The following is a 21,903-nucleotide window of genomic DNA, read 5'->3' as shown; positions in this document are numbered from 1 at the left end:
AAGAGCCTATTAATTCACGGATCAACTAACGGGGGAACCCGAGTGGCACCCCGTTAGTTGTCGGCAAGTTTCAGACTTGCGGTGTCACTGCCGTTTCCGCGGCATCTTCACTGCGATGCAGGGCCACTTGACGAATCGACAGACGAATCTCCGCCGGCAACACGCGTTTGGCCGCGCCCTCCGCCAGTTCGCCGAGCAGTTCGTGGTAGCTCAACTTGCCGGCTTCGTCGCGGCGCAGGACGTCGAGGTCGAGCATCGTCTGGATGAAATGACGGAACAGGCTCTTGTCGAAGAACTCCGGGGCATTCAGGCCGTGCAGGATCGACAGGCGCTGGGCCATGACCGTGCACAGGTCTTCCAGCTCTTCGGCACTGATGCTGTTCTGCCCGGCGTTGAGCAGCAGCGAGACGGTCATGTAGAAGCGCTGCAGGGTCTGCGCGATGCTTTTCGACAGCAGGGTCAGCAGCACAAAGTGCCGCGAACTTGGAGCGGGGCGCAGGTACACGTCCTTTTCGAAACGCAGCAGGCCTTGCTCGACGAACGCTTCCAGCCATTGATCGATTACCGCGTCCAGTTCCTCCAGGCTCCAGCGGATGAACAGCTCCGACTGCAAGTACGGATACAGCGCGCGGGTGTAGCGCAGGATCTGCTCGCGGCTCATGCGCGAGGTGCTCTGGAAGAAGCTCGCCAGCAGCGCAGGCAAGGCGAAGATGTGCAGCACGTTGTTGCGGTAGTAGGTCATCAGGACGGCGTTCTGCTCGTCCAGATACAGAATCTTGCCCAGCGCATCGTTTTGCTCGGACAGCAGGTCCATGTCCTTCACATGCTCGATCAGTGCGCGACCGTCGCCTTCGGGCAACGTGGTGTGCGGCGAGTAAGGGACTTTGCGCAGCAGCGCCAGATACAGATCCAGCACCCGCGCCATGGCCCGATCGTCCAGCGCCAGGCGGGTGGTCGAGAGCAGCGCCAGCGCCACCAGATTGACCGGGTTAATTGCCGCCGCTTCGTTCAGGTGCTGCGCGACTTTCTCGCCGAGGCGGTTGGTGGTTTCGTTGAGCCAGGCCGGTTTGTACTGCGGGCCGAGTTCCTGCTGGCGCCAGTCTGGCTGTTCGCTGTCGAGGAACTCTGCAAGTTTGATCGGTTCGCCGAAGTTCACCGCGACCTGACCGAAGCGCTGCTTGAGCGCGCCGATGACTTTGAAGATGTCGAAGATCGACTCTTTCTTCTTGCTCGCGCCACGCAATTCGCCGAGGTAGGTGCGACCTTCCAGCACGCGCTCGTAACCGATGTACACCGGCACAAAGACGATCGGCATCCGCGATGAACGCAGGAAGCTGCGCATCGTGATCGCGAGCATGCCGGTTTTCGGTTGCAGCATGCGCCCGGTGCGCGAGCGGCCGCCCTCGACGAAGTACTCGACCGGGAAACCTTTGGTGAACAGGGTGTGCAGGTATTCGTTGAACACCGAGGTGTACAGCGGATTGCCCTTGAACGTGCGGCGCATGAAGAACGCGCCACCACGGCGCAGCAGGCTGCCGATCACCGGCATGTTCAGGTTGATCCCGGCGGCAATGTGCGGCGGGGTCAGGCCGTTGCGAAACAGCAGGTACGACAGCAGCAGGTAGTCGATGTGGCTGCGGTGGCACGGCACGTAGATCACTTCGTGACCCTGGGCGACCTTCTGCACGCCTTCGATGTGGTTGACCTTGATCCCGTCGTAGATCTTGTTCCAGAACCAGCTCAGCACCACTTCGAGGAAACGGATCGCGGTGTAGGTGTAGTCCGAGGCGATCTCGTTGCCGTAGCGCAGGGCCTGGGCCTTGGCTTTTTCCAGGGAAATGTTCTCGCGTTCGGCTTCGTCGACGATCGCCTGCTTGACCAGTGGCTGATTGAGCAGACCCTTGACCAGATTGCGCCGGTGGGAAATGTCCGGGCCGATCACTGCCGCTTTCAGGTTGCGGAAGTGCACGCGCAGGATGCGCTGGGCCATGCGTACGGTGCGTTCGTGGCCCTTGTTGTGCTCGATCAGTTCGCGCAGGTGAATCGGCGCGGAGAACTGCACACGGGTCTTGCGTCCCAGAACGATGATGCTCAGCAGTCGGCGCAGACGCCCGGTGACGGCCCAGCTGTCGGCGAACAGCAACTTCCACGGACTGTTTTCGCTGTCCGGCGACTGGCCCCAGAACACGCTGACCGGAATGATCTGCGCGTCTTCGGCGGCGTTCTGCGTCAGGGCGCTGACCAGACGGGTCAGGGTCGGCGGTGCTCCGCGCTTGTCCTGACGGCCGAGCCAGTCCGGGTCCGGCGTCAGGTAGAAAAACGCCGCCGGTTCGATCAACGGCCCCACCGACACCGGCAGCACCGGACGCGGCAGACCGGCCTTGGTGCACTCGGTGTCGACCACCGCCAGATCAGTCAGCGATGGGTTTTGCAGGACGTAGAACACCGGACGACTGCGGTCGAGGTTGAGGGTGAGCGACGACTGGTTGATCGTCTCGGAGCGAACCCAGAGGTACAACAATCGGCGCAAGGTGCCAAACACAAGACGGCGGAACGGGGAACGGGTCATACGGCTTCTGCGTGAGTTGATAAAACCGAGCAGATGCTCGGGCGGTCGACAGTTTGCCGGATTCATCGAAAATCGGCAAAAAAGCGGCGAAGTAATCTCCTGTTGAGAGTTTTGCGCCTGTCATATACTCGGCAATCTGTCGCCGGGGCCCTTTATGGACGTCGGGCGCAGGCTGACGTTCCGCAAAGGCTTTCCTGCGAAAAGCCTGTTCAATAATAAAAAAGGAGTATGAACAGATGGCAACACGTGAAACCGGCAATGTGAAGTGGTTCAACGACGCCAAGGGCTACGGCTTCATTCAGCGCGACGACGGGGTGGACGTGTTCGTGCACTACCGCGCGATTCGCGGCGAAGGGCATCGCTCGCTGACTGAAGGTCAGCAGGTTGAATATGCGGTGGTGGAAGGGCAGAAGGGGTTGCAGGCTGAAGACGTGGTCGGATTGTAAACCGCACTCTTCGGATACTCGGAAAACACTGTGGGAGCGGGCTTGCCCGCGAAAGCGGTTTGTCAGCCACCTCTATTTTGGATGTGCCGCCGCCTTCGCGGGCAAGCCCGCTCCCACAGATTTTGTGTACGGCTTTGTTATGCCGTTTTCCAGGTGATTTCTTCTTCACCGTCGGCGCTGATGCGAATCCAGCGATCCGCCGTTTCCTCACCTTCTTCCTCGACCCACGTGCCCGGTGCGCAACGCACTTCCACGTTCAGCGCGGCAAAGGCTGCACGGGCGCAGGCGATGTCGTCGTCCCAAGGGGTCGCATCGCTTTCCAGGTACAAGCTGTTCCATTTGCCCACGGCTTTCGGCAACCAGGTCACCGGGATGTTGCCGGCCTTGCACTTGTAGGTCTGGCCTTTCTGTACCCAGTCGCTGCACGGGCCCAGAGCCTCACCGAGCCAGGCGGAAATCGCCTTGTGGTCGACGTCGGCGTCTTTCAGGTAAATCTCGATATCCGGTTGGCGCATGGATGTCCTCACTGCGGGTCTGAAAAATCCATTCGCGGATTTAGCCGGCCCCGGGCACTTGCCCGAGACCAAAAGTTATTGAAGAACGAAATAATCGTAGCGCATCGACACGGTGGTCACGAACGGCTCGGCCTGTTCGATTACTGCGGCGCGGCGTTCGGCACTGGCGCGCCAGCCGTGGGGTGTCATCGCCAGCAGGTTGGCGCGGTCCTCGGGCTTGTCCAGCGTCAGTTTGAATTCCAGAGTTTCGCTGTGCGCCAGCGCCATGCCTTCCGGCACCAGGGCCAGATGCTTGTCGTCGGTGTATTCGCGCACTTCGTCGTACAGGCGTTCGCGCAGTTCCATCAGGTGGCCGCTGGTCGGGCCGACTTTCATCAGGCCGCCACCGACGCTGAGCAGGCGCTTGGCTTCTGCCCAGTCCAGCGGGCTGAAAACGCTGGCAAGAAACTGGCAACTGCCCGACGCCAATGGCACGCGGGCCATGCTGGCGATCAACCAGGTGAGCGCCGGGTTGCGCTTGCAGGCGCGTTTCACCGCCTCGCGGGAGATGTCCAGTGCGTAGCCATCGGCGTCCGGCAGGGCCTCAGCGATCTGTGCGGTGTAGTAACCCTCGCCACAGCCGATATCGACCCAGCGCGCTGGCGCATAACTCGCCGCCAGCTCGGCCAGACGCTTGGCCACCGGCGCGTAATGCCCGGCATTCAGGAAGTCGCGGCGCGCCTCGACCATCGCCTGATTGTCGCCAGGGTCACGGCTGTTCTTGTGCTGCACCGGCAACAGGTTCAGGTAGCCCTGACGCGCGCGGTCGAAGCGGTGGCCGGCGGGGCAGACCACGCCGTTGTCCACGCTGCTGAGAGGTTCACTGCAGATCGGGCACGCGAGCATCAGGCGAGCAACTTGATCAGGGTCTGGTAGTAGATCTCGGTCAACACGTCGAGATCGGCCGCCAGCACACGCTCGTTGACCTGGTGAATGGTCGCGTTGACCGGCCCCAGCTCAACCACTTGCGTACCCATGGTGGCGATGAAACGGCCATCGGAAGTCCCGCCGCTGGTCGACGCGTGGGTCTCGCGGCCGGTGATGTCCTTGATGCTCGACGACACCGCGTCAAGCAGCGCGCCCGGCTCGGTGAGGAACGGCAGGCCGGACAGCGCCCAGTCGATGTGCCAATCCAGATTGTGTTTGTCGAGGATGTCGGCCACGCGTTTCTGCAGGCCTTCGACGGTGGATTCGGTGGAGAAGCGGAAGTTGAACACCGCCACCAGATCACCCGGAATCACGTTGGTCGCGCCGGTGCCGGAGTTGAGGTTGGAAATCTGGAAACTGGTCGGCGGGAAGAAATCGTTGCCGTGATCCCAATGCTCGGCAGCCAGCTCGGCCAGCGCCGGAGCCGCGAGGTGGATCGGGTTCTTTGCCAGATGCGGGTAGGCCACGTGACCCTGCACGCCGCGCACGGTCAGCTTGGCGCCCAGCGAGCCGCGACGCCCGTTTTTCACCACGTCACCGACCAGTGTGGTGCTCGACGGTTCGCCGACGATGCACCAGTCCAGACGTTCCTTGCGCGCCACCAGACGTTCAACCACCGCTTTGGTGCCGTGGTGCGCCGGGCCTTCTTCGTCGCTGGTGATGAGGAACGCGACCTTGCCCTTGTGGTTCGGGTAGTCGGCGACAAAGCGCTCGGCGGCGACGGTCATCGACGCCAGGCTGCCTTTCATGTCCGCTGCGCCACGGCCACAGAGCATGCCGTGTTCATCGATCACCGCGTTGAACGGGTCGATCTGCCAGGCAGTCACCGGACCGGTCGGCACCACGTCGGTGTGGCCGGCGAAGCACAGCACCGGGCCGTCGTCCTTGCCGTGGGTGGCCCAGAAGTTGTCCACATCTTCGATGCGCATCGGCTCGAGGGTGAAACCGGCATCGCCCAGGCGCTGCATCATCTGCTTCTGGCAATCGGCGTCGACCGGCGTCACGGACGGACGGCGGATCAGGTCGATGGCGAGTTGGAGGGTCGGCGAAAGGTCGGCGTGGGCCGTCATGGAAAACTCCGGGAGCTTGAAATTGGGCTGGGGCCACTGTGGGAGCGAGCTTGCTCGCGAAAGCGGTATATCAGGCAACATAAGGGTTGAATGTTACAAAGCCTTCGCGAGCAAGCTCGCTCCCACAGGGATTGGGTTCGGTCGGTTACACCGCGTATCACGCCAAGCCCCGCAAAATGGCGGTTATCTTAAAGCAAAACGGCGACCATTGGCCGCCGTTTAGTGGATCAAAGAGGAATTAGACGACAGGCGCCGGTTCAGGCTCCGCCGCCGGTTTTGGCAGCGACGAGAGGAACGCCATGATCAGCGCCGCAACGTACGGCAGCGACTGCACCAGCAGCATCGCCACCCAGAAGCGCATGTCGTTGCTCGGAATGCCTTGCACCAGGTAAATCCCCAGCGCCGCGCCCCACAACAGCAGCATGATGAACAGCTCTTCCCGCGCTTCGGAAATCGCCACCCAGAAGCCGTGGTTGTCGGCGTTTTTCGGTGTGCGGAAGAACGGAATGCTGCTGGTGAAGAAGCCGTACAGCACCGCTTTGGCGATGGTGTGCGACAACGCCAGCCCGGCCAATGCCGCGCAGAACGCATCCTTGAGGTTCACGCCGACGGCGCGACGGTAGAGGAAGATGATCTTACCGACCTTGAACACGAACAGCGCCAGCGGCGGGATGGCGAAAATCAGCAGCGGCGGATCGACCCGCTGCGGCACGATGATCATCGCCGCCGACCACAACAGCGCGCCGACGGTGAAGAAAATGTTCATGCCGTCCGCCACCCACGGCAGCCAGCCCGCAAGGAAGTGGTAACGCTGGCCACGGGTCAGCTCGGTGTCCTTGCCGCGCAGCAGGCTGCGGGTGTGGCGCTTGATGATCTGGATCGCGCCGTAGGCCCAGCGGAAACGCTGCTTCTTGAAGTCGATGAAGGTGTCCGGCATCAGACCCTTGCCGTAGCTGTCGTGGTAATACGCCGCCGACAGGCCTTTTTCGAACACGCGCAGACCGAGTTCGGCGTCTTCACAAATGCACCAGTCGGCCCAGCCCAGCTCTTCCAGAACCGAACGCCGGGTCATGGTCATGGTGCCGTGCTGGATGATCGCGTCGCGGTCGTTACGGGTGACCATGCCGATGTGGAAGAAGCCTTTGTATTCGGCATAGCAGAGCTTCTTGAAGGTGCTTTCGTTCTGGTCGCGGTAATCCTGCGGCGACTGCACCACGGCGATTTTCGGGTCGGCGAAGTGCGGCACCATGTGCTTGAGCCAGTTCGGGTGTACGCAGTAGTCGGAGTCGATCACCGCGATCACTTCGGCGTCCTTGGCGGTGTGCGGAATCAGGTAGTTCAGCGCGCCGCCCTTGAAACCGGCCAGGGGCGAGACGTGGAAGAACTTGAAGCGCGGGCCGAGGGTCGCGCAGTAGTCGCGCACCGGTTCCCAGACGGCTGGGTCCTTGGTGTTGTTGTCGATGATCAGGACTTCATAGTCCGGGTAATCGAGGGCGGCCAGGGCGTCGAGGGTCTGTTTGACCATCTCCGGCGGCTCGTTGTAGCACGGTACGTGGATCGAGACTTTCGGTCTGTAGTCCGAATCGCCCACCACCGGCAGGAATTCACGCCGGCGCTTGTGGGTCCAGACCGCCTCGGCCAGTTCATGCGCCTCGGTCAGCAACACGATGAACACCCCGAGCGCACCCAACGCCAGGAGGAAACCCACCGTCAGGCTGAACCACGTGCTGTATTGCTGGCTGTAGTCGTAGCCGATCCACACCAGCACCGAACCGCAAAGGAACGCGATAAAGGTCAGGAAGGTGCGGCCACGCTGGCGCAGGGCCGAGCCGTCGATCATCAGCAGGGTCAGCGACAACAGCGCCAGCACCACCGAACCGATGGCCAGCACGCGCCATTGCGGGATGGCGACGACCGGGCCTTCGAAGTTGAATTTCTGCTGGCGCGCAGCGTTGAACACGCCCCAGTAGGCGCCGACCGAACCTTCGTCACTGGCCTTCCACGGCTGGTCGAAGGCTTCAATCACGAAGTAGTTGAAGCCCTGACGGTTGAGTTTGTTGACCAGCGTGCGCAGGTAGATCGCCTGATCCGCCGGCGACGCATCGGCGCCACCGCGCATGCGTCCGTTGCTCGGCCAGCCGACTTCGGAGAGCAGCAACGGTTTTTTCGGGAACAGTTTTTTCAAGTCGCGGGCGCGGTCGAAGACGAACTGCCCGGCCTTGTCCACCGGAATGAATTCCCAGTAAGGCAGCACGTGCGCGGCGATCAGGTCGACGTGTTTGGCCAGCTCCGGGTGTTCTTCCCAGACGTGCCACTGCTCGGAGGTGGTCACCGGCACTTTCACCGCCGCGCGCACGCGATCCAGCAGCACGCTCAGTTGCTCGGCAGTGATTTCCTTGCGGAATATCGCCTCGTTACCGACCACCACCCGCACCACGCTGCGCGAGGTGTTGGCCAGTTCGATGGCGCGCTGGATCTCGCGCTCGTTGCGTTCCTGATCGGGGCTGATCCAGATCCCGAGGGTCACGCGCAGACCGAACTCTTCCGCCAGTTTCGGGATGTCCTGCAGCGAACCGTCGACCGAGTAGATGCGGATGTTGTCCGTCAGCTTGCTCATGATCTCCAGGTCGCGGCGCATTTCATCGTCAGTCGGATACTGATCCTTCTGCGGGAATTGGCCCTGCTGGAAGGGCGAGTAAGAGAAACCGGAGATCTGCTCCGGCCAGTTGGGCGCGGAGACCGGGCGGTTGATCAGCGCCCAGAAACCGGTGAACAGGGCGGCGATTGCCAGAACCACCACCAGGTTGAGACCAAATTTACGCGATGACATAGCTATTTCGGGTTCCAAAGGCTGTGGAACGAAGGAACGGATCGGCTTACGCCAAAAGGGCGCGAATCCTACACCGGCAGTTCACTGCTCGTACACCGGGCAGGAAAATGCCCGACATTGGGCAGTCCAACCTGATTTAAGTTCTTTAGTAACAGCTTGTAAGAGAAAACTTTGTTGCTTAGTTATAGCAATTCCCAGTGGCGAGGGCGCTTGCTCCCGCTGGACTGCGAAGCAGGCCGCTTTTCAAGGGCCGCTTCGCGACCCGGCGGGAGCAAGCTCCCTCGCCACAAGGGTTGCGCAAAACGGCGGCGTTCACCGTTCATAGCGTCAAAGATGTTCTTGGCCGCCGACGGCCCTATAATGCGCGCCGGTTTTTGGGGTAATGGTCATGAGTACAGAAGATCCGCGGTTTGCAGGCATCGCCCGTTTGTATGGCATCGAGGGCCTTGGGCGCCTGCGTGCGGCCCATGTGGCGATTGTCGGCGTCGGTGGCGTCGGTTCCTGGGCGGCGGAAGCCATGGCCCGCTGTGGCGTGGGCGAGATTTCGCTGTTCGACCTCGACGACGTCTGCGTCAGCAACGCCAACCGTCAGCTGCACGCACTGGACAGTACCGTCGGCAAACCCAAGGTCGAGGTGATGGCCGAGCGTCTGCGCGGGATCAACCCGGATTGCACCGTGCACGCGGTGGCGGATTTCGTCACCCGCGACACCATGGCCGAGTACATCACACCGAACATCGACTGCGTGATCGACTGCATCGACGCCGTCAACGCCAAGGCTGCGCTGATCGCCTGGTGCAAGCGGCGCAAGATCCAGATCATCACCACCGGCGGTGCCGGCGGACAGATCGATCCGACGCTGATTCAGGTCTGCGACCTCAACCGCACATTCAACGATCCACTGGCCTCGAAAGTGCGTTCGACGTTGCGTCGCGACTATGGCTTCTCGCGTACCGTGACTCGCCATTACAGCGTGCCGTGTGTGTTCTCCACCGAACAACTGCGCTATCCGAAACCGGACGGCAGCATCTGTTTGCAGAAGAGTTTTGTCGGCGACGGGGTGAAGCTCGACTGCGCCGGCGGGTTTGGCGCGGTGATGATGGTCACGGCGACGTTCGGCATGGTCGCGGCGACCAAGGCGGTGGACAAGATTGTGGCGGGTGTGCGGCGGCCGGCTGACCGAGTAAAACCTCAGGTTTGATCTGTGAGGCTGATGACCTCATCGCTGGCAAGCCAGCTCCCACAGTTATTGGGTAAGTTCACCGCATCTATGAACACCATCGAACCCTGTGGGAGCTGGCTTGCCAGCGATGGCGATTAACCGGCCAACTCATTCATCCGCTGGAGCACGGCATTCAAGCCATTACTGCGCGACGGCGACAACTGCCGCGACAGTCCCAGCTGATTGAACCAGTCCGGCAGGTCCACTTGCTGCAACTCGACAGCGCTCAAACCGTTGACCCGCAACAGCAACAACGCCACCAACCCGCGAATCATCCGCGCATCGCTGGCAGCGCTGAACTGCCAGTGGCCGTCCTGCAATTCCCCCACCAGCCACATTTGACTCTCACAGCCATGCACCCGATTGGCTTCGCATTTGTCCGCGTCGCTCAGCGGCGGCAGACGATCGCCAAACTGCATCAGCAACCGCGCGCGTTGTTCCCAACCGGCGGCATTGTGAAAGGTCTGCAGCGCTTCGGCGGCGGCGAGCGGCAGGTTCATCGCAGCAACTCCAGGGCCTGATCCAGCGCGTCAAAGAAACGCTCCAGATCCTCCGAATCGTTGTACAGCGCCAGCGACACACGAATAGCACCGGCCAGCTCAAAGCTTTTCAGCAACGGCATGGCGCAGTGATGCCCGGCGCGCACGGCGATACCTTGCTCGGTCAGCAAGTGCGCCAGATCGGCGTTGTGCACACCCTCGACGACGAAACTGGCCAGCGCCAGTTGCGGCTTGCCCAGCAGACGAATGCCGTTGCGCGCGGCCAGGCCTTGCAGCAGATAGGCGTGCAGCGCCGCTTCGTGAGCGGACACCGCGTCCTGATCCAGCCCGGCCAGATAATCGAGCGTGGCACCGAGGCCAATCACGCTGGCGATCGGCGGCGTGCCCGCCTCGAAACCCAGCGGGGCAGGGCGGAAGCGTGAATCGTGATAATTGGCTTCCAGCACCATTTCGCCGCCGAACTGCCAGGGCTGCAGTTGCTCAAGCGCCTTGTTGCGCCCGAACAGCACGCCGAGGCCATCGGGGCCGTACAGCTTGTGGCTGGAAAACACATAGAAGTCGCAACCCAGCGCCTGCACGTCGTGGCGACCATGCACCACACCCTGGGCGCCATCGACCACGGTCAGCGCGTTGTGCGCCTTGGCCATCGCCAGCAGCGCCGGCAGCGGTTGCCAGGCACCGAGCACGTTGGACAGCTGACTGACCGCCAGCAAGCGAGTGCGCGGACCGATCAGGTGAACGGCAGCAGCGAGGTCGATCACCCCGTCTTCGTCCAGTGGCAGGATCACCAGTTTCAGCTCGCGACGCTGCGCCAGTTGCTGCCACGGCAGCAGGTTGGCGTGATGCTCCAGGGCGCTGATGACAATTTCATCGCCCGGGTGGAAAAGATGTTCCAGGCCGTAAGCCAGGAGATTCAGCGCGCTGGTGGCGCCGTGGGTGAAGATGATCTGCCCGCTGTCACCGGCATTCAGCCACTGGGCAACCTTGAGCCGACTGTCTTCGAACGCCTGTGTGGCGTGGGCGCCGGGCAGATGCTGCGCACGATGCACATTGGCCGCGCCGTTGGCGTAGTAATGCGTCAGTGCGTCAAGCAGGGCCTGGGGTTTTTGCGTGGTGGCGGCGTTGTCCAGATAGGTCTGGTCTTGCCGTTGCAGGGCGGCGATGGCCGGAAAGTCGGCACGCCACGGGGAGGGAATCATCATAGGTTCAGCCCTGTGAACTTGGGCGGGGGTACATCGAACCTTGTGGGAGCGAGCTTGCTCGCGAAAGCGTCGTGTCATTCAGCACTGTTGTTGACTGACCGGACGCCTTCGCGAGCAAGCTCGCTCCCACAGGGGGATCGTACGGCTGCTTAGTTGTGCGCGTGCAGCGCTTCGTTCAGCTCGATCGCCGATTTGTGGGTCTTGCACTCCACGGCACCGGTTTCCGAGTTGCGACGGAACAGCAGGTCGGTCTGACCTGCCAGTTCACGCGCCTTCACCACTTTGACCAGGTTGTTGTGCTCGTCCAGCAGCGCGACCTTGGTGCCGGCGGTCACATACAGGCCCGACTCGACGGTGTTGCGGTCGCCCAACGGAATACCGATACCGGCGTTGGCGCCGATCAGGCAGCCTTCGCCAACCTTGATCACGATGTTGCCGCCGCCCGACAAAGTGCCCATGGTCGAGCAGCCGCCGCCCAGGTCCGAGCCCTTGCCGACGAATACGCCAGCGGAAACGCGGCCTTCGATCATGCCCGGGCCTTCGGTGCCGGCGTTGAAGTTGATGAAGCCTTCGTGCATCACGGTGGTGCCTTCGCCCACGTACGCACCCAGACGCAGACGTGCGGCGTCAGCGATACGCACGCCGGCCGGCACCACGTAGTCGGTCATTTTCGGGAACTTGTCCACCGAGAACACTTCCAGCAGCTCGCCGCGCAGGCGGGCTTCGAGTTGCAGCTCGGCCAGTTCGCTCAGGTCGATCGCGCCCTGGCTGGTCCAGGCCACGTTCGGCAGCAGCGGGAAGATCCCGGCCAGGCTCACGCCGTGCGGCTTGACCAGGCGATGGGACAGCAGGTGCAGCTTCAGGTACGCCTCTGGCGTCGAGGTCAGCTGTGCGTCTTCGGCCAGCAGGGTGGCGACCAGCGGCTTGTGGCTTTCGGCCAGACGGGTCAGCAGTTTGCCTTGAACGGCGTCGATGCCTTTGACCGCTTCAGCCAGTTGCGCAGCCTGCGCGGTGGTGAAGGTGATGGCCTGGTTACCTTCGGTGTAGCCGAGGATCGGCGCCACGGCAGCGACCAGTTCGGCCGACGGGTTGAGCAGTGGCTGGGCGTAGAACACTTCCAGCCAGGCACCTTGACGGTTTTGCGTGCCGACACCAAAGGCGATGCTGAATAGAGAGTTGGACATGTGAATACCTCTAGCAATAAGTGACGGGCTGCTTACTTGAGTGCGGCCGCGTAGATGTCTGGCTTGAAGCCAATCAGAGTTCGATCACCGAGATCAAGCACCGGGCGCTTGATCATCGAGGGCTGCGCGAGCATCAGTTCGATGGCTTTCGACTGGTCGAGATCGGCTTTACGTTCGTCGTCGAGTTTGCGAAAGGTCGTGCCGGCACGGTTCAACACCGTTTGCCAGCCGTGCTCGTTGCACCATTGGGTCAGGTGCTCACGGTCGATACCGGCGGTTTTGTAGTCGTGAAAGTCGTAGCTGACAGCGTGTTCATCGAGCCAGGTGCGCGCCTTCTTCATGGTGTCGCAGGCTTTGATGCCGAAAAGGTGCAACGTTTTACTTGAAACGGTCAAGGAATCGCCCCCTTTACAGGTGCTGGAAAAAAATGGTGTCGGATTATGCCATGGCCAACGCGTTTCGCGGCGCCCGGCTTCATTTGGCAATGCAAAACCCTGTGGGAGCGAGCTTGCTCGCGAAGGGGCCGTGTCAGTCAAAATCTCTGTTAATGACACACCGTATTCGCGAGCAAGCTCGCTCCCACACTGGAATGGCGTTGCGGGCGTGCGACATAGGTGCAACGGTCAGACGTATCCTGAGCGGCTAATATGGCAGTTCAACGCTGTCGATTGTCTGAGATTTCCGCTTTATGCAAACCGCTTATACCGTCCTGATCCTGCTGATGCTGGTCAGCGTCTCGCGGCTGGTCGGACGGGTCATCCCGCTGCCGCTGCCCCTGGTGCAAATCGCCGCCGGTGCCTTGCTGGCCTGGCCGACATTGGGCCTGCACGTAGCGCTGGATCCGGAGCTGTTCCTTTTTCTGTTTCTGCCGCCGCTGCTGTTTTCCGACGGCTGGCGGATGCCCAAACGCGAGTTCTGGCATTTGCGTGGGCCGATCCTGACGCTGGCGGTCGGCCTGGTGCTGTTTACCGTGGTCGGTGCCGGGTACTTCATTCACTGGCTGTTGCCGACAATTCCACTACCGGTGGCCTTCGCGCTCGCCGCTGTGCTGTCGCCGACCGACGCCGTGGCGGTGTCGGCGATCTCGCAGAACCGTTTGCCGACGCCGCTGATGCACATACTGCAGGGCGAAGCCTTGATGAACGATGCCTCGGGTCTGGTGACGTTCAAGTTTGCCCTGGTTGCGGCGGTCACCGGAGTGTTCTCACTGGCCAATGCCAGCCTGACCTTCGTGCTGGTGGCGGTCGGAGGCTTGGCCGTCGGCGTGGTGCTGAGCTGGCTGGTCGGGCGTTTGCGCGCGTGGATGATCGCCCGGGGCTGGGACGATCCGGCCACCCACGTGGTGTTCATGTTGCTGCTGCCGTTCGCGGCTTATGTGTTGGCCGAGCGGTTGGGCGCTTCGGGCATCCTGTCGGCGGTGGCGGCGGGGATGATGCAGAGCTGGCTCGATCTGTTGCCACGACAGACCAGCACTCGCTTGCTCAACCGTAGCGTCTGGTCATTGCTCGAATTTGCCTTCAACGGTCTGATCTTTCTGCTGCTGGGCCTGCAATTGCCGGACATCATCAAAGCGGTGGTCAGCCACGAGCCGACGTTGTGGCCGACGCTGCTGTACCGTGGCCTCGACGTGGTGGCGATTTTCCTCGCGCTGGTGCTGTTGCGCTTTATCTGGGTGCAGAGCATCTGGCGCCTGTCGGTGCTGCTGCGGCGTTTGCGCGGCAAGGGCGACCTGACGCAAGTGCCGACCGCGCGATCCTGCTGGCTGCTGACCGTCGGCGGTGTGCGCGGCGCGGTGACGCTGGCCGGTGTGATGTCGGTGCCGATGTTGATGGGGGCCGAGGCGTTTCCCGAGCGCGATCTGCTGATCTTCATCGCCGCCGGGGTGATTCTGTTGTCGCTGATTTGCGCCTGCATCGCTTTGCCATTGCTGCTGCGCGGCATCGAGAAAAGTCCGGACGACAAGCGCCGTCAGGAAGTGCGCGATGCCTGGCGCAAGACCGCCGAGGCGGCGATCCATGCGCTGGAAACCGAAGAGGTCGCGCCGCAGGATGCTGCTCAGGCAGCACTCTCGGCCGAACTCAAGGCGCGGATCATGTCCGAGTACCGGCATCAGCTAGAAGTGTTCAACGATTCGGCTGAAGCCCAGGCGCTGGCGTTCCAGATGGATCTGCTGGAACGCCGTTTGCGACTCAAGGCGCTGCGGGCGCAGCGCCTTGAGTTGTATAGCCTGAGCCGTCATCACCAGATTGGTGATGATGTGCTCAGAGAAGTATTGAGCGAGCTTGATTTGAGCGAGGCAAATCTGGGGCAGGTCAAATAGTCCGATACGGACCTGACAGGCTCACTGACTCGCGGGGTAGGGGTAAGCGTTCGACATGAAGGTTTTATCCTGTTCGCTGAGACCCAGATTGATGAAGATCTGGAAGTCACCGAGTGTCCAGGACTGGCTGACGGGATAGTGCATGATCGACTTCTGGTCGTAATCTGAATAAATGCTTTCGTCGGGATTGCCGACGTCAAAGTACCAATCGTGCAGTCGTTTGCGCGTCACGCTGGCCTGGTAGTTGTCTTCTTCCGGGTCGGCAGTTATTCCGTGTTGTTTATAAATCGCCGGTTTGTCCCAGGGAATGTTTGCCGTGGGGTTGGTCTGTTCATGTTCTGCACCGAGCATGTGACCGAACTCATGCATGACATTGGCTGCGAAATAACGTGCCTGGCTCGGTGGGTGTGGCCAGAGTCTCATGGTCGGCTCATCGGGATGTAAGAGAGCATCGGTACCGATCAGAGAGGAAAACGTTCCCGGTTGACTGAGTATGCGGATATCGCCTTCTTCACCTTCGACGAAATCGAACTTCAAGTTGATGTGCGGCAACCAGTTGCTGGCGGCGGCGATCGTTTCGTCCTTGAATGCCTGTGTACCGTTGAGGAAGGCGATGCGAAGTGTGCTGCCGGGAGTCCAGAATTTTGCCGGATTGTTTTTAGCCCACATTTTTCTGAGTCTCCCAAGTGCATGTGATAGTGCGGGAGGCGCGTGTGTTTTTGAATTGCTTGCTTGGCTGAAGCCGGGTTGAGTGCATAACTGAACATCCATGTTTTCATTCTTCAGGTTTAACTTATCCGGTTGCTTATTGTTCCCGGGAAGTTGCTTTGAATGAGGGATGCTAGTGGCTGAGCTGGAGTCGGTAAATTGATATATGTACGGTTTTATGACCGGTTACCGTGCCAGCGGAACTGGCACGGTAAAGACACTTACGCCTGGCGAGAGACAAACGCGCGAATCCGCTCTGCGGCCTCGACGCATTCAGCCAGTGGCGCAACCAGCGCCATGCGCACTCGACCGGCGCCCGGATTCACACCGTCTACCTCGCGGGACAGATACGAGCCTGGCACCACGGTCACGTGTTCCTGCTCGAACAGGTCGCGACAGAACGCCGCGTCGTCACCTTGTACGTTCGGCCACAGATAGAAACTGCCGTCCGGACGCTGCACGTCCATCACCGGGCTGAGGATCGCCAAGACAGCGTCGAATTTCTCGCGGTACAGCGCACGGTTGGCGCGCACATGCACTTCGTCATTCCACGCCGCAACGCTGGCCAGTTGGGTCTGCACCGGCATCGCGCAGCCGTGGTAGGTGCGGTAGAGCAGGAAGCCTTTGAGGATATCGGCGTCGCCCGCGACGAAACCGGAACGCAGTCCCGGCAGGTTGGAGCGCTTGGACAGGCTGTGGAACACCACGCAACGCTTGAAGTCCTTGCGGCCCAGTTCGACACACGCACTGAGCAGGCCCGGCGGTGGGGTCTGTTCGTCGAAGTACAGTTCGCTGTAGCACTCGTCGGCGGCGATCACGAAGTCGTGTTCGTCGGCCAGGGCGATGAGTTTTTTCAGCACATCGACCGGGATCAGCGCGCCGGTCGGATTGCCCGGCGAACACAGGAACAGGATCTGGCAGCGTTTCCAGATGTCTGGCGAGACTGCGTCGAAATCCGGGTTGAAGCCATTTTCGTCCAGGCACGGCAGGTAGTGCGGCTTGGCGCCGGCGAGGAACGCTGCCCCTTCGTAGATCTGATAGAACGGATTCGGGCTGACCACCAGTGCATCGTCACCGCGATTGACCACGGTCTGGGTAAAGGCGAATAGCGCTTCGCGGGTGCCGTTGACCGGCAGCACGTTGCGCGCCGGATCAATCCAGCCGCTTGGTACGCCGAAGCGACGTTCGCACCAGCCGGCGATGGCTTCGCGCAGGGCCGGAATGCCGAGAGTGGTCGGGTACACCGCCATCTGATCCAGATTGTTCGCCAGCGCTTCGGCGACAAAGCTTGGCGAACGGTGTTTCGGCTCGCCGATCGACAAGGCGATCGGGCGTTTGTCCGGGTTCGGCGTCACGCTGCCGAGCAAGGCGCGGAGCTTTTCGAACGGGTAAGGCTGGAGCTGGTTCAGAGCGTTGTTCATGGGGGCCTCGTTCAATGTGGAGAGAACTCCGTGGCGAGGGGATTTATCCCCGATCGGCCGCGCAGCAGCCGCAAAACCATCGCATGCGGTGTAACGGATACTCCGCGATTGCCGGTTCGGGGCTGCTTCGCAACCCATCGGGGATGAATCCCCTCACCACAAAAGCCCCGGCAGCTATATCTGCCTCCACAGGGGTAGTTTGCTGATTCAAATACTGATGCGCGAAAGCTTGATATCCGGTTCCTGATTGACGCTCAGTTGCTCGACGATTGCGTCCTGCAAGCGGCTGCACAGCAGTGGGTCGGAGAGCGGCTGGTTGTGGGCGTCGGTGATGAAGAACACGTCTTCCACGCGTTCGCCCAGGGTCGCAATCTTGGCGTTCTGCAGCGACAGGTCGAACTCGAGGAAGATCCCGCCGACCCGCGCCAGCAGGCCCGGGCGATCAGGGGCGGTGAGTTCCAGCACCGTCACCGGACGCTGAGCGTCGTTGTGGATCGTTACCTGCGGCGCGAAGGCAAAGTGTTTGAGCTGGCGCGGCACCCGGCGCTGGATGATCGTCGGGTAGTCGTCCGGGTTGCGCAGCGCTTCGGTCAAACCGTCGCGAATCTGTTTGATCCGTGTCGGGTTGTCGCCGATGGATTCACCGTCGTTGTCGAGCACGATATAGGTGTCGAGGGTGAACTGGCTGCTTGAGGTGATGACCCTGGCGTCATGAATGTTCAGGTTGAGCTGATCCATCGCGGCCACGGTCACGGCGAAGAAATCGTGTTGATCCGGCGCATAGATGAAGATCTGCGTGCCGCCCTCGAACTCGCGCTGGGTGGTTTCCTTGATCAGCACCAGCGGGCCGCCATCGGCCGGTTGCTGCAGGATCGCGTCACTGTGCCAGGCCACGTCGCCGGCGGTATGACGCAGGAAATAGTCATCGCCCAGTTGCGCCCACAACTGCTCGACGTCGTCCGGATCGGTGCCGCCACGCACGAGGATGTCCAGTGCGGCGCTCTGGGTCTGGCGGATCTGCTCTTCGCGATCCACCGGGTTTTCCAGGCCACGACGCAGAGCGCGTTTGGTCTCGGTATAGAGCTGGCGCAACAGGCTGGCGCGCCAGGAGTTCCACAGCGTCGGGTTGGTCGCGTTGATATCGGCAACCGTCAGCACGTACAGGTAGTCCAGACGGGTTTCGTCGCCGACGATCTGCGCGAAATCATGGATCACCTGCGGATCGGACAGATCCTTGCGCTGCGCGGTGGTCGACATCACCAGGTGATTCTGCACCAGCCAGACGATCAGGCGGCTGTCCCACAGCGGCAACTGATGGCGCTGGCAGAACGCTTCGGCATCGACCGCGCCGATGTCCGAGTGATCGCCATGCCGGCCCTTGCCGATGTCATGGTACAGGCCGGCCATGTAAATGAGCTCAGGCTTGGGCAGTTTGGCCATGAGCTTGGCGGCCAGCGGGAATTTTTCCGACACTTGGGTGTACTGCAATTTACGCAGGTGTTTGATCAGATTCAGCGTGTGCGCATCGACCGTATAGATGTGGAACAGGTCGTGCTGCATTTGCCCGACGATAAAGCCGAACTCCGGCAGATAACGCCCGAGGATGCCGTAGCGATTCATCCGGCGCAGATTGCGGTGCACGCCGATCTTGCACTTGAACAGCTCGATGAACAGGCTGGTATTGCGGATATCGTTGCGGAAGTTGTCGTCGATCAGGTGCCGGTTCTCGCGCAGCAGACGAATGGTGTCGGCGCGCACACCTTTGATTTCCGGCTGCTGGGCCATCAGCACGAAGATCTCGAGCATGGCGAACGGCGTGCGACGGAACACGTTGTCGTTGCGCGCTTCGATGTAGCCGTCGTGCAACTGGAAGCGCGAGTTGATCGGCTGCGGCGGTGCTTCGTCTTCCGGGGCGAGGATGACTTCCTCGAAATGCTGGATGATCAGGTCGCTGAGCTGGGCAATGCTCATCACCACGCGGAAATATTGCTGCATGAAGTTTTCGACCGCCTGTTTGGCGTCGTCGCCTTCAAAGCCGAGCAGGCCGGCAATGGTCCGTTGATGATCGAACAGCAGACGGTCTTCGGAGCGACCGGCGAGCATGTGCAGGGCATAGCGCACTTTCCACAGAAATTCCTGGGACGACGCCAGCAGGGCGTTTTCGCTCTCGACCAGAAAACCTTCGCCGGCGAGGGCGCGCAGGTTCAGGGTGCCGTACTGACGCCGGGCCACCCACAGAATCGTCTGGATATCCCGCAGGCCGCCGGGCGAGCCTTTGACGTTGGGTTCCAGGTTGTATTCGGTGTCGTTGTACTTGTGGTGGCGGGCCTTCTGTTCGGCGCGCTTGGCCAGGAAAAACTCCTTGGCCGGCCACATGTGGGCCGTGCTGGTGACATCAAGCATGCGCTGACGCAGGCGCTCGGGGCCGCAGATGGTGCGGCTTTCCATCAGGTTGGTGACCACGGTCAGGTCGGCACGGGCTTCCTCGGCGCATTCATCGACCGAGCGTACGCTCTGGCCGACTTCCAGGCCGATGTCCCACAGCAGCGTCAGAAAACGCTCGATGGAGTCGCGGAAAACTTCGTGATCGGCGCTGTCCAGCAGGATCAGCAAGTCGATGTCAGAGTAGGGATGCAACTCGCCCCGGCCATAGCCACCGACCGCGACCAGCGCGATGTCGGCGTCTTCGCTCCAGTTGAACTGCTCCCAGGCCTTTTGCAGGATGTTGTCGACGAACCATGCGCGGTCTTCGATCAGGCGGCGGATGTCGCGGCCATTGCGAAAACGCGTATCGAGGACCTCGCGCGCCTGGCGGATCGCCTTTTTGAACGCCGCGATAGGACTCGCTTTCAGGGCCAGTTCAGCCTGGAACTGGCCGCGGTCGAAGAGTTCGGGATCCACCTGCGGCATCGATTGGCTTTCCTTCTATAAAGGTGGGAGCGTTCTAGGGGTCAGGTCGAGACGCGCGGGATGGTGTCGTCGGCGCGCAGGGTGAAGATCTCGTAGCCGGTGTCGGTCACCAGCAGGGTGTGTTCCCACTGCGCCGAGAGCTTGCGGTCCTTGGTGATCGCGGTCCAGCCGTCGCCCAGCACCTTGGTGTCGGCTTTGCCCTGGTTGATCATCGGCTCGATGGTGAAGGTCATGCCGGCCTTCAGTTCCATGCCGGTGCCGGCGCGGCCGTAGTGCAGGATCTGCGGTTCTTCGTGGAACACCTTGCCGATGCCGTGGCCGCAGAACTCGCGAACCACCGAGAAACCGTTCTTTTCCGCGTGCTTCTGGATGACTTCACCGATGTCGCCGAGGCGGCAGCCGGGCTTGACGATCTCGATTGCCTTGTACATGCATTCCTGAGTGACCTGCGACAGGCGCTCGGCCCAGACAGGTACTTCGCCAACGTGGAACATGCGGCTGGTGTCGCCGTGGTAGCCGTCCTTGATCACGGTGACGTCGATGTTCAGGGTGTCACCGTTTTTCAGCGGCTTATCGTTCGGGATGCCGTGGCAGACCACATGGTTGATCGAGGTGCAGATCGACTTCGGAAAACCCTTGTAGTTGAGCGGGGCCGGGATGGCCTGCTGCACGTTGACGATGTAGTCGTGGCAGATCTGGTTCAGTTGATCGGTAGTCACGCCCGGTTTGACGTGTTCGGCAATCATTTCCAGCACATCGGCGGCCAGTTTGCCGGCGACACGCATGCCAGCGATGTCCTCGGGGGTTTTGAGGTTGACGGTCATACAGGCTCTCTCTGCGCTCGGCGGCGCTTGCTGATACGGATAGGGTGGCAGGTGTACGTTTCGCGACCCTGAAAAACCCGATTCTAACAGACGAAAGGCGCAAATCCGCGCCTGCGTACATCGTCTCTCTCTATACAATGGTGTGCCTGACGGCGATTCCAAGGGGGCTGCGCCCATGTCTCTGGTGCGAATACAGATTCCGGGTTCCGTTTCTGTGCACCCTGTGGTATAAAATGCGCCGCTTTCCGGGGATGCCCCGAGAAGCTTAAATCCACACACGTGTCGACACGATGACCTGGGTGCCTTTGGCTTTATGCCACTGGTTGGTCATTGGGATACGTGGAGGCCAAACCCGACTTATTAAGGAACTATCATGTCCCAAGTCAACATGCGCGATATGCTGAAGGCCGGTGTGCACTTCGGTCACCAAACCCGTTACTGGAATCCGAAAATGGGTAAGTACATTTTCGGCGCGCGTAACAAGATTCACATCATCAACCTTGAAAAAACCCTGCCAATGTTCAACGAAGCTCTGACTTTCGTAGAGCGTCTGGCCCAGGGCAAAAACAAGATTCTGTTCGTCGGCACCAAGCGTTCCGCTGGCAAGATCGTTGCTGAAGAAGCAGCACGTTGCGGTTCGCCGTACGTCGACCACCGCTGGTTGGGCGGCATGCTGACCAACTTCAAAACCATTCGTGCTTCCATCAAGCGTCTGCGTGACCTTGAAGTTCAAGCCGAAGACGGTACTTTCGCCAAGCTGACCAAGAAAGAAGCGCTGATGCGCTCCCGTGACCTGGAAAAGCTGGATCGCTCCCTGGGCGGCATCAAGGACATGGGCGGTCTGCCAGACGCACTGTTCGTGATCGACGTTGACCACGAGCGCATCGCGATCACCGAAGCCAACAAGCTGGGCATCCCGGTCATCGGCGTTGTCGATACCAACAGCAGCCCGGAAGGCGTTGACTACATCATCCCAGGCAACGATGACGCAATCCGCGCTATCCAGCTGTACATGGGTTCGATGGCTGACGCAGTGATCCGTGGTCGCAACAATGTTGCTGGCGGCACTGTTGAATTCGCAGCTGAAGAAACTCAGGCTGCAGCTGAGTAATCGACGCCCTGGCGTTGACTCAGTAAGCAAAAAGGGGGCTTGGCCCCCTTTTTGCCACCTCGAAAACCGTTTGTTGGCGCCCACGTGTGGCAGCGCACCTCCTGC

17 protein-coding genes are annotated in these 21,903 nt (G+C 61.0%); 4 read left to right on the top strand and 13 right to left on the bottom strand.

The features are described from left to right. Window positions 1-70: 70 nt before the first annotated feature. Window positions 71-2,569, bottom strand: a complete 2,499-nt coding sequence (gene plsB, locus B1722_RS08660; protein WP_041072371.1) for a glycerol-3-phosphate 1-O-acyltransferase PlsB — start codon at window positions 2,567-2,569, stop codon at window positions 71-73. A 236-nt stretch (window positions 2,570-2,805) separates the two neighbouring features. Between plsB and B1722_RS08655 the strand changes: the two genes are divergently transcribed. Further along, entirely contained in the window at window positions 2,806-3,015 is a 210-nt protein-coding gene (locus B1722_RS08655; RefSeq protein WP_041072369.1) for a cold shock domain-containing protein, read from the top strand. Window positions 3,016-3,152: 137 nt separating this feature from the next. Here B1722_RS08655 and B1722_RS08650 read toward each other — a convergent pair whose 3' ends face one another. The 4 genes from B1722_RS08650 to B1722_RS08635 all read right to left on the bottom strand — a co-directional run bounded on the left by B1722_RS08650 (window position 3,153) and on the right by B1722_RS08635 (window position 8,396). Continuing rightward, window positions 3,153-3,530, bottom strand: coding sequence for a hypothetical protein (locus B1722_RS08650; protein WP_007964251.1), 378 nt, complete (start codon window positions 3,528-3,530; stop codon window positions 3,153-3,155). Window positions 3,531-3,605: 75 nt separating this feature from the next. Beyond that, a complete protein-coding gene (locus B1722_RS08645) occupies window positions 3,606-4,415 on the bottom strand; it encodes a putative RNA methyltransferase (RefSeq protein ID WP_086792175.1) in 810 nt (269 codons plus the stop codon). Next, a complete protein-coding gene (gene dapE / locus B1722_RS08640; RefSeq protein ID WP_086792174.1) occupies window positions 4,415-5,566 on the bottom strand; it encodes a succinyl-diaminopimelate desuccinylase in 1,152 nt (383 codons plus the stop codon). The genes B1722_RS08645 and dapE overlap by 1 nt, the downstream gene beginning before the upstream one ends. Window positions 5,567-5,804: 238 nt before the next feature. Beyond that, window positions 5,805-8,396, bottom strand: a complete 2,592-nt coding sequence (locus tag B1722_RS08635) for a glycosyltransferase (RefSeq protein WP_086792173.1) — start codon at window positions 8,394-8,396, stop codon at window positions 5,805-5,807. A 382-nt stretch (window positions 8,397-8,778) separates the two neighbouring features. On the opposite strand from B1722_RS08635, the gene tcdA reads away from it, so the two are divergent. After that, window positions 8,779-9,597, top strand: coding sequence for a tRNA cyclic N6-threonylcarbamoyladenosine(37) synthase TcdA (tcdA, locus tag B1722_RS08630; RefSeq protein ID WP_086792172.1), 819 nt, complete (start codon window positions 8,779-8,781; stop codon window positions 9,595-9,597). A gap of 116 nt (window positions 9,598-9,713) precedes the next feature. Here tcdA and B1722_RS08625 read toward each other — a convergent pair whose 3' ends face one another. The 4 genes from B1722_RS08625 to B1722_RS08610 all read right to left on the bottom strand — a co-directional run bounded on the left by B1722_RS08625 (window position 9,714) and on the right by B1722_RS08610 (window position 12,899). Beyond that, on the bottom strand, window positions 9,714-10,118 hold the full coding sequence (locus tag B1722_RS08625; RefSeq protein ID WP_041072360.1) for a SufE family protein: 405 nt from the start codon (window positions 10,116-10,118) through the stop codon (window positions 9,714-9,716). Then, the gene (locus B1722_RS08620) at window positions 10,115-11,320 is read right to left on the bottom strand and encodes an aminotransferase class V-fold PLP-dependent enzyme (protein ID WP_086792171.1); all 1,206 of its coding nucleotides are present in this window, start codon (window positions 11,318-11,320) and stop codon (window positions 10,115-10,117) included. The genes B1722_RS08625 and B1722_RS08620 overlap by 4 nt, the downstream gene beginning before the upstream one ends. A 149-nt stretch (window positions 11,321-11,469) precedes the next feature. Then, entirely contained in the window at window positions 11,470-12,504 is a 1,035-nt protein-coding gene (gene dapD / locus B1722_RS08615) for a 2,3,4,5-tetrahydropyridine-2,6-dicarboxylate N-succinyltransferase (protein WP_007954762.1), read from the bottom strand. Between the two features lie 32 nt (window positions 12,505-12,536). Then, window positions 12,537-12,899 carry an ArsC family reductase gene (locus tag B1722_RS08610; RefSeq protein ID WP_041072357.1) on the bottom strand — a complete coding sequence of 121 codons (363 nt, stop codon included), beginning with the start codon at window positions 12,897-12,899 and terminating at the stop codon, window positions 12,537-12,539. A 293-nt stretch (window positions 12,900-13,192) separates the two neighbouring features. On the opposite strand from B1722_RS08610, the gene B1722_RS08605 reads away from it, so the two are divergent. Then, window positions 13,193-14,824, top strand: coding sequence for a Na+/H+ antiporter (locus B1722_RS08605; RefSeq protein WP_041072355.1), 1,632 nt, complete (start codon window positions 13,193-13,195; stop codon window positions 14,822-14,824). A gap of 21 nt (window positions 14,825-14,845) precedes the next feature. On the opposite strand, the gene B1722_RS08600 is transcribed toward B1722_RS08605, so the two are convergent. From B1722_RS08600 to map, 4 genes are all read right to left on the bottom strand, one after another. After that, on the bottom strand, window positions 14,846-15,595 hold the full coding sequence (locus B1722_RS08600) for a hypothetical protein (protein ID WP_254616358.1): 750 nt from the start codon (window positions 15,593-15,595) through the stop codon (window positions 14,846-14,848). Window positions 15,596-15,753: 158 nt separating this feature from the next. Then, window positions 15,754-16,953, bottom strand: coding sequence for a succinyldiaminopimelate transaminase (dapC, locus tag B1722_RS08595; RefSeq protein WP_041072351.1), 1,200 nt, complete (start codon window positions 16,951-16,953; stop codon window positions 15,754-15,756). A gap of 207 nt (window positions 16,954-17,160) precedes the next feature. Next, on the bottom strand, window positions 17,161-19,863 hold the full coding sequence (locus B1722_RS08590; protein WP_047291863.1) for a [protein-PII] uridylyltransferase: 2,703 nt from the start codon (window positions 19,861-19,863) through the stop codon (window positions 17,161-17,163). A gap of 41 nt (window positions 19,864-19,904) precedes the next feature. Next, window positions 19,905-20,687 (bottom strand): type I methionyl aminopeptidase, encoded by a 783-nt coding sequence (gene map / locus B1722_RS08585; RefSeq protein WP_086792169.1) that lies wholly within the window; start codon window positions 20,685-20,687, stop codon window positions 19,905-19,907. Window positions 20,688-21,060: 373 nt separating this feature from the next. Between map and rpsB the strand changes: the two genes are divergently transcribed. Beyond that, window positions 21,061-21,798, top strand: coding sequence for a 30S ribosomal protein S2 (gene rpsB / locus B1722_RS08580; protein ID WP_003222119.1), 738 nt, complete (start codon window positions 21,061-21,063; stop codon window positions 21,796-21,798). Window positions 21,799-21,903: the final 105 nt, after the last annotated feature.

The organism is Pseudomonas sp. SCPG-7, assembly GCF_002156405.1.
GTDB lineage: Bacteria > Pseudomonadota > Gammaproteobacteria > Pseudomonadales > Pseudomonadaceae > Aquipseudomonas > Aquipseudomonas parakoreensis.
The sequence above is the reverse complement of the archived record's forward strand: the minus strand, read 5'-3'. Positions and strand labels throughout refer to the sequence as shown.